This window comes from Vulcanisaeta sp. EB80, assembly GCF_002078205.2.
The window spans coordinates 1-10977 of sequence record NZ_LCWN02000069.1 but is presented as its reverse complement, the minus strand read 5'-3'; the positions used below and the strand labels follow the sequence as shown (position 1 = coordinate 10977).

Annotated in this window: 9 protein-coding genes; 2 read left to right on the top strand and 7 right to left on the bottom strand. The window is 43.7% G+C overall.

Annotated features, from left to right (window positions below; genetic code table 11):
* Positions 1-151: 151 nt before the first annotated feature.
* Together B7L70_RS10300 and B7L70_RS14180 are read right to left on the bottom strand one after the other, a co-directional pair.
* On the bottom strand, positions 152-1531 hold the full coding sequence (locus B7L70_RS10300; RefSeq protein WP_255408860.1) for an APC family permease: 1380 nt from the start codon (positions 1529-1531) through the stop codon (positions 152-154).
* Positions 1524-1952, bottom strand: a complete 429-nt coding sequence (locus B7L70_RS14180; RefSeq protein WP_255408859.1) for an amino acid permease — start codon at positions 1950-1952, stop codon at positions 1524-1526. Before B7L70_RS14180 ends, B7L70_RS10300 begins: the two co-directional genes overlap by 8 nt.
* A gap of 515 nt (positions 1953-2467) precedes the next feature.
* Here B7L70_RS14180 and B7L70_RS10295 point away from each other — a divergent pair.
* Positions 2468-3928 carry an ATP-binding protein gene (locus B7L70_RS10295; protein WP_081227948.1) on the top strand — a complete coding sequence of 487 codons (1461 nt, stop codon included), beginning with the start codon at positions 2468-2470 and terminating at the stop codon, positions 3926-3928.
* Positions 3929-3997: 69 nt separating this feature from the next.
* Here B7L70_RS10295 and B7L70_RS10290 read toward each other — a convergent pair whose 3' ends face one another.
* The 5 genes from B7L70_RS10290 to B7L70_RS10270 are packed head-to-tail and all read right to left on the bottom strand — an operon-like array spanning position 3998 to position 10514.
* Positions 3998-4537 carry a hypothetical protein gene (locus tag B7L70_RS10290; RefSeq protein ID WP_081227945.1) on the bottom strand — a complete coding sequence of 180 codons (540 nt, stop codon included), beginning with the start codon at positions 4535-4537 and terminating at the stop codon, positions 3998-4000.
* 6 nt (positions 4538-4543) lie between these two features.
* A complete protein-coding gene (locus B7L70_RS10285; RefSeq protein WP_081227942.1) occupies positions 4544-5329 on the bottom strand; it encodes an archaellin/type IV pilin N-terminal domain-containing protein in 786 nt (261 codons plus the stop codon).
* Positions 5330-5335: 6 nt separating this feature from the next.
* Positions 5336-6904 carry a hypothetical protein gene (locus tag B7L70_RS10280; protein ID WP_081227940.1) on the bottom strand — a complete coding sequence of 523 codons (1569 nt, stop codon included), beginning with the start codon at positions 6902-6904 and terminating at the stop codon, positions 5336-5338.
* Entirely contained in the window at positions 6904-9105 is a 2202-nt protein-coding gene (locus B7L70_RS10275) for a hypothetical protein (protein WP_143701621.1), read from the bottom strand. Before B7L70_RS10275 ends, B7L70_RS10280 begins: the two co-directional genes overlap by 1 nt.
* A gap of 5 nt (positions 9106-9110) precedes the next feature.
* Positions 9111-10514, bottom strand: coding sequence for a hypothetical protein (locus tag B7L70_RS10270; RefSeq protein ID WP_081227935.1), 1404 nt, complete (start codon positions 10512-10514; stop codon positions 9111-9113).
* Between the two features lie 177 nt (positions 10515-10691).
* Here B7L70_RS10270 and rplF point away from each other — a divergent pair.
* Positions 10692-10977, top strand: a 286-nt coding sequence (rplF, locus tag B7L70_RS10265) for a 50S ribosomal protein L6 (protein ID WP_081227181.1), incomplete at its 3' end; no start/stop codon positions are given.

Here is a 10977-nt window from a genome sequence, read left to right as displayed (position 1 = left end):
TCAATCAAATCATTAATACTTCCTAAGAAAGCCGCCGATTTATCAACATCCCAATCAACATCAAGGGCGAGGATTAAGCCCGTTTCCCTTGGGATCATCGATTAAAATATCGAGGTTTATTTTTAAGGGTTATTTATGTAGGACTTGGGCATCACTTCTTCTCCTCCTTAATTACGCCCATCTCCCTCAGCACTACCTCTAAGTCCTTCGTTGGTATCCCGCTGTATACTGACCATAGGAAGAGGGCTAGGGCTACTATGGCTGCCGTGATGGTGTCCCATGGGAATGGTAATGGTGGTGACTTCCACACACTAAATGGACCCACGAAGTCCAGAATCAAGACCGAGAACAACACCGCGAGAACCCACCAACCAGCCCTAATGTGTTGCTTACCCTCCTCATTAGCCCATAGATTTATTACCCACGTAAACGCCACAGTAACTATTGCCATGAGCACCACGTAGATCACGAACGGTGTTATGTACTTGGCACTAAGCGGTAGTGGTCCAGTTGCGTTATATGGCGTGATTATGTCGACATAGATCAAGAAATAGGTGGCTAGAGCTAGGATGACCCAGTAGATGATGCCGAAGATTGCGGCATTCGACCTCTTAACACCAAACCTATTAACCGCAGTGTACATGTAGAAGAAGGGTAAACCAGCAAGGACGAGTGCAGTAACGCCATACATTGTCGTGAAGCCTGACCAGTATGGGATTAGGTATGCAAATACGAAGGCTAGAGTCCCAAAGACCCAGGCACCGGGAAGCTTAAATGGCCTAGGGGCATTTGGTGCGGTCTTCCTAAGTGTCAGCATTGATGAACCAACAACGACGTACGTGAGCACCGTCGTCGAGCTTATGAAAGTAACTATGTAAACCCAGGCTGGGTACGGTATCAGGAATAATGCACCAATGAGCCAAGCAGCTATTGTGGACCACCTGGGCACCCTCCACCTATTAAGTCTCAAGAACCAATCAGGTAGGTGGCCGTCGGCAGCCATGCCGTAAAATGTCCTGGCACTGGTACCTGTGTAGATCCAGCCCGTCCCCGATGGTGAAACCATCGCATCTATAAGCAATACTATCGCAAACGCCATCAGTATTGGTATACCGCTTATCTTCATTATCTCATAAAATGGACCACTACTTAATACCGTGCTTGTCAAGTCAGCCCAATCACCTGGTTTAAGGCTTATCTTGGACCAATCAATGGCGCCAATAAACGCCACCTGAAGCAATATATAAATCGCCATGCAAATTATGAAGCCCAGTACCGTACCTAACGGTAAATCCCTCTGTGGATTCCTAGCCTCACCACCATACTCAATACCCTGCCTAAAGCCAAGGTATGCAAATGCAATGCCTGTTGTTGGTATCGCAAGGAATACTGGGACCCAACCATATGGAACGAAGCCACCGGGTAATGCCGTGAAGTTGGCTGGGTGCAGAAAGAGACCTAGCAATAGTGCTATCGCTAGTATTGGTATTATTAGCTTCCACCAACCAACACCAGTGTTCGTCTTACCCATAACATGAACACCAAAGTAATTTAACAGGAAGAAGTGTTAGAAAGGCAAAGGCAACTAAGCCACCCTCAAGGGTCAAGACACCAGTTGGTGTTAGTAGGCCGGGCACGTATGAGGCCATGTAGGTCACCACGGCTTCAGCCTCTGCAGCAGGTACAGTAATTGCGCCAAGTAGATATGCCCATGCAAAGATGAAGGATGTGAAACTACCATGGCTATACTGCGGATACCTAACGATAGCACCTGACTTAGGGAGCATACCACCCAACTCAGCGAATGATAAAGCCACAAAGATTAAGAATATACCACCCAACGTCCAGGAGATTATGGCCGCAGGACCTGCTGTAGCAGCGGCATAGAATGAACCAAACAACCAACCACTACCAATCACCGCACCTATTACGAGGTAGGATATATCGAACACATTCAAAGCCTTTCTAAGCTGTTTATCAGTGACCTAGGCCTTCTCAACACCGAGCCTACGTCCAGACTCGGGTGGTGTCGACATACAAAGTATTATCTTATTTAATCATTATTTATAAATTTTTCTCTAAGATAGTGTTTTGTAAACATTATCAAAATGGTTATTTTCATATATGCCTTATGTATGACAATTCAATTATTAAATAATGCCATCTTATGCTATTAATTGCTCGTTTCTATTCTAGATAGATTATATAGATATTGCTGTTCCAGGAATAATCTCTCTATCTATAGTGCTCGCGATTTCTTAACCGCACAGCAATTTTTAAGTGGGTATTAAGCACTATGAAGAGTGCAGGTGTTAGTATCGAACAAAATAAAAAGCCTATGTAAACTAGCCGAAAATGTGAGGATGGTCGTAGGTTTATGCAATCCTTTTATCTTCAGAGATATGTGGAGATTGGTAATGTCTCATCAATAGTTATTTATAAGGCAGCCTGAGACCTTTTCCTTTGGATGCTGGATAGGTGTTGTCTGGAGATTGGTATTACAACGAGCGGAGCTTCCGTTAGTTCCGTGCCCATTCAATTCTATAAGAGGAGTGAACACCTGGCCCTTGAGGAGCAGTTGGTGCTTATTCATGATCCATCCCTTGAGGATGAGTTGCTACTCGGTGTTGTTAGGGGTGTTACGAAGCTTGAGCCGTTGATTAGGGATAGGGTTAGGTCGCCGTTTGTCGATAGGCCTGAGGTTCTTGATCAGACGATACTCATGCCCTTCACTTCAGCTGTTGTGAAACTCTATGCATCAATAAGGCCGAGTACAAAGTCCGTGTTTGAGGTTAGGCATGTGCCCACGCCAGGCTCTAAGGTCTATGTTATTAAAGATGGCAGATTCCTTAGTGATTATGTTAAGGTTAATTTACCAATACTACTCGGTAACCATAAGTACAGCAACTGGCCCATTAACCTAGACGCCACTTTCGTAAATCAACACGTGGGTGTTTTCGGAGCCACAGGTGTTGGCAAGTCCAGGTTGGTTAAGGCTTTGATTGAGGAGTTGATTAGGGTTGGTAAGCATGTTGTCGTATTTGACCACAGTGGTGTTGATTATGTACCGCATTTTAAGGGCAGGGTAGTAACCTCGAAGGATATCGCAATTTCGCCACCAACGATAGCCTCAGTTATTGCTGATAAGGCTAGGTTGAATTGGCAAACCTTCGGTGAGTATCTCGAGGTTGCGGTGATAACGTATGTAAGGGGCGAGAGGGGAGTAAGAAGGCAGCAGGTGCAGTTGGTTGAGGGTAGGCAGGGTGACCAGGTGGTTAGGTGGGATAAGGCGTTGTTCACGAAGCACCTGGTTGATAGTATGAGGGGCCTTGGTGCCAGGGATTCGACTGTTGAGAAGGCTAGGCTCTTCATTGATTACTTCATAGAGCCTGAATTCTTTGAGGAGTTGAATAAAAGGGTTACCCAACCCATTGATATTGTGAATGAGGCTTTAAAATCAAACCTGGTGGTGATTGATCTAAGCCTAGACCCGGAGCTTGTTGTTAAGCAGGCCATAATTGCTGACGTAATCGACTCGGCATGGAGGCTCGTTAAGGAGAGGAGGGAACCATTGGACCTAGTCTTCGTTATTGATGAGGCCCAGAACTACGTGCCCGAGAACGAGTGGACCATATGCGGTGATGTTATCGAGACCACGGCTAGGGAAGGCCGTAAATGGGGTTTGTCGCTAGTTATAGCTAGCCAAAGGATTGCGAGGGATGTTAGGGCTAGTGTGAGGGCCAACTTGGGCACGGTCTTCTTCAGCAGGTTGAGCGCTCAAGGGGACCTCAGGGAGATTGCTGCATACATGGACCTGGCCGATGTTAGTGAATCCACGCTGGCGCAGTTGGGTACTAGGGAGTTCTACGTGGCTGGGCTCATGAACCCACTTAGGAGACCGCTCCTAATAAGGGTTAGGGATGCGTAAGCTCATCGTAGTTTTAATGTTCTTATTATATTGATGCTGCAAAGCACTCACAGGCTATACGGTTTAATTTTATTTCGTAATGCTAATTATCGCATCACCCATTTGGATTTGGGCGCTGGTCCATGTGCAATCATGCATTGAATTTAATCCTGGGCTAATCAAAATTACGGTACCATTATTTACATTTACACAGTTATATGCGGTTATGGTGTAGGGTTGGGTTGATGAGTAAATAAGGACTTTATTCATTACTGACCGTGACAGTGATCCCATGGCCATCGTTACCGTGATGTTGGCATAAAGTAAAGTTAGGTTATTACCTGAATTCTTCGGGTAAAGCGTTATTGTGTACGTGAGTGCCATTCCCTGGACTGGTATTGCGGATGTTGGTAACATTAAAGTGTAGTTGAATGTACCAGCCACATTACCCATCGAGGCTACGGAGATGGCATTTTGGAACTCATGAGTTAGGGCTGAGGATACGAGAGATAATGTATAGCCCGCGGTGTTTAAGAGATTCGTTGATATGTACGTATTTAAATACCATACGTAAAATACCGCAAGTCCTAGTAGGGCTATTGTTGTTATTATGAAGGCGAGAACGTTCATGAACAGTCACCTGAAGGTCATTGTTATATTTATGATTACAAGCCTTAGATTCATGACATTATTTATAGTTAGGCTCTTTGATAGGGGACCGCAGGTGTCGCTTATGGATACCGTTAGTGGACTTATGCTCGTGCCGTACATTGTGTATACCGATATGCCTGTTATATTGACAACAAGGGTATTCCTTAGTCCACTTTGGATTACATTAAATACTGGGATATAGACATATACATTGCCTGATCCATTAACCACTAGGACCCTTGGGAACAACGCTATGTATGTTCCGTACGTTATGCCATTCATTGTTGATGTGCCGTACTGAACTATTGATATTAATGGCGCTGCTGCATTCTGTATTATGGTGCTTTCCTTAATTACGTTATATGCACCGTTGCTTGATGAACCCCTGATCACCTGGATATAACCGCTGGGTAATGATGCGTAGTTTGGTGGTGTACCATAAATTAATGCGCCGCTTGTATATGTGGCACCATTTATTGTTATGCTACAGTAATTATTCACGAAATTGAACATTCCATACTGTGTACCTGGTATTGGATAAACAAGCACCGTTCCTGGGTTGTACATTGATGCTTCAATATCGTCAGCAACATCCGTCATAAAGGACTCAGCTAAAGATAGGGATGTTGATGCCGAAGCCTTCCCAAAATTAATCATTGATATTATTATGAAGATTGCAGCTAGGATAAGCACTACGGTTATGAGTATTACCGTTGTCACAACCTCGTTTTGACCCCTCCTAGACCTGACCGTAGACCTGGCCCTTTCCATTCCCAATCACCCCCCACTCAATTCCTGAAGAGCTATTAGGGCTAGGTAATAAGAACCATTCTGCAATTGAACGATTGTGTAAGCCTCGGCTGTTGGTGTGAATGGCAATTCTGCGAACCGATAGGCATAGTTTGGGGGTACGGCATTGCTGAGGCACCCATAATTTATGAAGACTGGGTTTACATAGGTTGTTGATGGGAGCGGGGCTATCCATAGGTCATAAATGACGTTGGTCGTGCTATAAAGGTAGTATGGGTTATACGGTGAGGTTTGTTGTATGCTTATGCCATTCAACTGCGTTGTTATTGATACTTGGCTTAGCTGGACACCAGTAATACATGGTGTTGCATAACTACTATTAAGCGTTGGCAAGTTACTCCCTGATAGATAATCATAGGTTAGGAGGGAGGTGGTTATGTTTATTGCAAAACCGCCAGGGCATGCTTGCAATGATGGCATTATTGTGAGTAATGATCCCGAGAGATAAGTATAATTACCTAGGAGAGATGCTTGATTACCATTAACGGTTAATAATATATTCTCATTATTCTGGTTGTACGTGTACGTTACTTGAATCGGTATTGTTTGTGATAATAACGTAGAACCACCACTCACGACATTAACAATAATATTCATACTTAACGTGAGTGTCGATCCAGGTATTGCAGATACGAACTTGGTCAAGAAGCCAAGTACTAACGGGCTTGTTATTGTTAATTCAGTATCTAATTGGCATGATGCCGATGAGCCCTCAGGAGTTGCTAGTATTAATGGTGTCGATGGAGATGCGCCACTACATTCTGTATTTTGTGATGTGAAGCCATAATATGTGGCGCTAGATCCACTAAACACGGAACCCCCATTATTCAGTGATTGGGATGCGCCAAGGCTCCTTATTTCGAATGTGCTTAGCCCACCGTATGGTGGACAGTACGGCGTCGTGCAGTACTGATTGGTTAGTGGATTGTATGGGTATGTGCCATTTCTCGACACGTACATCATCAACCTCGTCGACGTTGTCATAAACCAGATAACAGCGTTTCCTGTGTTTGGATCGTAACTCTGAACCCACCAGTAGACTGGCTTACCGTTACTTGTTGCGAAGAATACGTTTGATAACGGTAATGACGTATTTATTGAATAACCTAGTGGCAATAGCCAATTCATTACTTTAAGATTGAGCGTTAACTCGGCGTAACCCCCGGCACCTGTTGGGATTATCTGTATTGGTATCCCTACATAGTAGGGTGTTTCCGTACCCGTTATATTCAACGCCTTAGTAAGTGGTTCTACACAGAGAAACCAATTAAACTGTGGACCTATGGTTGTATCTATTAACTGCTTCAGGGCAGGCCAATTGCCCTGTTGTATGTAGTTTAGGAATTGCGGGTTTGCATACACGTCATAGAGTATGTTGTATGCATACTGCTCCTCACCAACCTGAATCTCACTCCTCAGTGTTGTCGCTGGCGCCTTGAACAGTATTGGCATCAGTACTGCGAGTATCAGTATTATTATTGTGGCGGCTATGGCCTCCATGATCCTAGCCTGACCCTTAACGGCTACCTTCCTCATCAGCAACCACCTATTGACGAACTTAATGGATAACACACACCATTTGAGTACCACAACGACCCGTAACTACAGTAGCCCCAGTAACTGCCATACCTAACAAGGAATAAGCCATAATTTACATAACCCGTGCTGGATTTGCAGTTCAATATTGTCGTTGGAGCATACGTGATTGGTAACGATTCGTGAGTTTGGCTTAGTGAGTAGTAAAACTCCACAATATTGTTGAAGTAGTGTGTGGGTAAACCAGCCTCATTTATTATACCCTGTGGTATTGTGTAATTAAGTGGTGTATAGCCTGTAACTACGTGTATAAGTGACTCCCTAACTGTGTATATTTGCAAATCCCTATGTATTGCAGGTATTATTGAAAGGCTTGCTGCAACATTAACTGGCGTTAATGCGATGTATCCATTGTAAGTCGATATGTCCGTGTTGTTATAGAATAGGAGTAGGGTTGGTATACCCGTGTTTGCCACATACGGAACTTCGGAAATGATATTACTGCTTGGGTTGTAGAGGAAGAGGATGTATGCAGCCATTGCCGTAATATTGCTTGCCGATAAACCCAGGTAATTAAGTGCGGCTGGTGAGAATGGGTTTAGCAGGGTTACTACATCGCTGTAGTTCAACAGCATTAGGTATTGGTTGTATGGGTAGCCTGTTGGTTGTGGTAGTGTTACGTTGAGTATTATTGCGTTGTTCGTTATGTTACACACGTTGTATTGTGCAGGTAATAAATTAACTCCATTACCTGTTGTTATGTTGAGTATGTTTAGGGTTACGCCTAAGGCTGGTTGATTATTTAATGATACTGCCACGTACACATTCGTGGGTAATACATACATGTTGGTTACCCTAACACTGGCACTGATTACCGCCGCATTCTGCAACATTACAATTATCCAAGGCCCAACAGGATTTTTGACTGAACCGCCCATGATGTATGCATAATTATTGAAATAAGATGAGTATGTTTGGGTCCATTGGGGCATTACGACATTCATTGAACCAACACTAACACCATTTATGTAAATGGTGGCGGTACCCGTTGAGGATATGAATGGGCTACATACCGTACTGCACTGAACCACTACCGTTATATTTAGTGGATTTGGCGGTCCTGACCAAATGCTATTCTTTATGGTTCCGGTTTCATTCTTTGGTGAGAATATGGGTCCAGGTCCTCCATATGAGTAATAATATTTATTACCGCTTGGGTACACGTTCACCCAATAACCTGTGGCGTAATTGTTTGGGTTGCTCGAATTAACGCTCTTAACTGTTGGGTATTGTGCTAGGAAGTTTATCCCCACAAGGAAGTTACTACTTGAGCTTATGTAAAATACGGCAGATACCTTAAACCCGTAATTTGCTGATGTGGGATCTATTGGGTATAGAAGCATCACTGGGTCTGCGTAATTATTGTTCGTGTCTGTTATTCCGCTATTGCCTATGGTAATGCGATTATTGACTAATGCGTTGTAATACGGTGCCCATAGGTTCATGGCTTGTCCTGTCGCTGTAAATGCGGGGTTTGTGCAGGTGTATGTATTTGATGCGAAGTTGAAAATGCACTTGGTGCTTATTAGGTAGTTCATGGTGTGTGTATTACCTATACATGTTGATGTCGTTGGTTTTACGATCGATGCTGTCAAGTTAAATGTATTCTGTAGGTTTAGGTTTTGTATGCCTATGATTGGCATGTCGTACGTGCTATTCATCATTACGTATAACGTGGTTTTACGATTATTTGCATATACATAATTAAGCAGTGATAGAGCACCGTAATAGTTCGTGTTTAGGTTAGCCGTGTAGTAGCCATTACTTGCTTGTATCGCTAGACCTGTTGGTGTATAGACAGTGTTAATTATTGTATTGTAATATTCACCAAGTATCGATGCTAATGATATAGGTGCTAAATTGCCACCCTGCAGTGCGGGTAATTGAACTGCGATTCCGTAATTGAGCAGGAATTGGCTGTAATTTCTGGTAAATGATAGGAGTGCAGTGTTCATCTGCATAGCTAGTCCCTGAACCACGAGTTGCGGATTGTACTTGAACACGAAGTATATACTCCTTTGGTACACGTACGCCGGAGTCATTATAAACACCCTATACAACATCGCTAAGACCAACGCAGCCACTACGACTATCATGGCTACTATGAGCAAACCTTGACCACTACTATGTAGGCTCACCATACTAGTCACCCCATTGGACCAAAGACGTTACCTCCATAATACAGATAAAGCGTTACGTAATACGCCGAGTCGCCTATATACACGATTGATTTAGCAGTACCTACGGGTGTGTATTTCTCAGAGTATCCAAAAATTATTTCCCTATTGCTTAAGTAGTACTCGGAGAGCATTCCGTATGGTATGACTATGATCTGCGTTAATGGGGTATTACAACTCGTGCTTTGGGAGTTCCTAGTAACAAAGGCTATGAGCAACATGGGGGTCTGAGGTAGGGCCCAATAACAATCCGCATAGTTATTACTTGACTGACTCGTCGTTAAATATTGACATGAGGTACTTGGATACGATACCGATCCTCCACCTGGATTGAGAGTGAAGTTTAAGGCTGAGAATGTATAGCCATATATTGACTTAAAGACCCCCACCACCCTAAGGCCGAGAGCTGTTTGACCAGGGTTGCATGTGGATATACATCCCTTTAAAACATGTGGGTGTGCAAAGATAACCCAGTTAATGTTGGATGCGTTTGGTGACGGAAGTATTACTACGGATAATAACGGGTTATTTGTCGAGTTGAAGTATAGTCCATGATCGCCCAAGCCACCGAGTGATGCGTATGCGTCTATGTAGTAGAAACTCGTTGATGATGGGGCTATGTTTATTGTGAATATAAATGACCCAGAGCTACTTGTAATGCCCGTTACGTTACCCACAACTATATTCTCCTTATTATTGCTCGAAAATGAAATCGCTATGTATGAGACGTAAACCGTCGCATTGGGTACTGGTTGTCCCGTGTCAAACTTTGTAACGTTAATGAGGAATGTTGCTAACTGGGTACCGTTTATTGGTACGATTTTAACCCTGAACACTGGGTATATCACTAACATTAAATTGTAATTCCTTCCTAAACCAAGCATTTGCTTAACTGCCGTATAATTAAGTAACCAATACGTTGGCGCTGTCGGTGTTAGAACCCAATTAAATGAGTTGTATAATCCCGTTATGCCGTATTGGTTTAGGAATTGTTGAAATCCAGTAGCCGTTTGATTGGCATAGCATACCGCCAGAGATGATTGATTATAATTTGCCAACTCCCAATAGGCTAATTCAAGTACCTTGAATGGGTCTAGGTGGTATGGTTGGTTCGGCACGGCTAGTCCGAAGGAGCTTAGTTGGCTTGCGTTTAGTCCCCAGTTTGGTGGGTTGCCTGGGTTCGTTATTATGTACTCCAGCAGTGATTGCGCCATGGCGTTCAATTGGAATGCGTTCACCTCGGAGCCTGCTGAGTATGAGTAGTTGGGGACGAGTAGGATGAAGACTATGATGGCCGCAATAATCACGGGTATTATAAGTACCAACTCGATTGCACTTGATTGGCCTCTGGTTGTTGTTTTGGAATTGATCATTATTACTAAATTGAATGTTACCTTTTTAAACCTAGCTGTCCTGCACCCACGTTAGTTCTAAATATATAAGGGTATTGGTTGGTTTTGCGTCTTGGATTCATGGAATTACCCGTGCGAAAGGGGCGTTGATGTGCATGGCGCTAAATATTTTAATAGGGGTTTGGGCGATGCGTTTTGATGGCTAGGCAACCGTATGTTTTTAGGAGTGTTGAGGTGCCGGATGGTGTTAAGGTTGATGTTAGTGGGAGTAGGGTTGTGGTTAGGGGTCCATTGGGTAGTTTGGAGAGGGATTTTGGCAACCTGCCCATAATTATTAGGCTTGGTGATGGCTCTGTGATTATTGAGTCGTACATGGCAGGTAGGGAGGAGAGGGCTGTTGTTGGTACTGTGGCTGGGCATATAAGGAATATGATACTTGGCGTGACTAGGGGTTGGAGGTATAAGTTGAAGATTGTGTTTTCCC

Bases quoted from the DNA above. Each gene is read 5' to 3' on its own strand.
- B7L70_RS10290 (WP_081227945.1), bottom strand. From the start codon at position 4,537: ATGAACGTTCTCGCCTTCATAATAACAACAATAGCCCTACTAGGACTT.
- B7L70_RS10280 (WP_081227940.1), bottom strand. From the start codon at position 6,904: ATGAGGAAGGTAGCCGTTAAGGGTCAGGCTAGGATCATGGAGGCCATA.
- B7L70_RS10300 (WP_255408860.1), bottom strand. From the start codon at position 1,531: ATGGGTAAGACGAACACTGGTGTTGGTTGGTGGAAGCTAATAATACCA.
- B7L70_RS10270 (WP_081227935.1), bottom strand. From the start codon at position 10,514: ATGATCAATTCCAAAACAACAACCAGAGGCCAATCAAGTGCAATCGAG.
- B7L70_RS10285 (WP_081227942.1), bottom strand. From the start codon at position 5,329: ATGGAAAGGGCCAGGTCTACGGTCAGGTCTAGGAGGGGTCAAAACGAG.
- B7L70_RS10275 (WP_143701621.1), bottom strand. From the start codon at position 9,105: ATGGTGAGCCTACATAGTAGTGGTCAAGGTTTGCTCATAGTAGCCATG.
- B7L70_RS10295 (WP_081227948.1), top strand. From the start codon at position 2,468: ATGCTGGATAGGTGTTGTCTGGAGATTGGTATTACAACGAGCGGAGCT.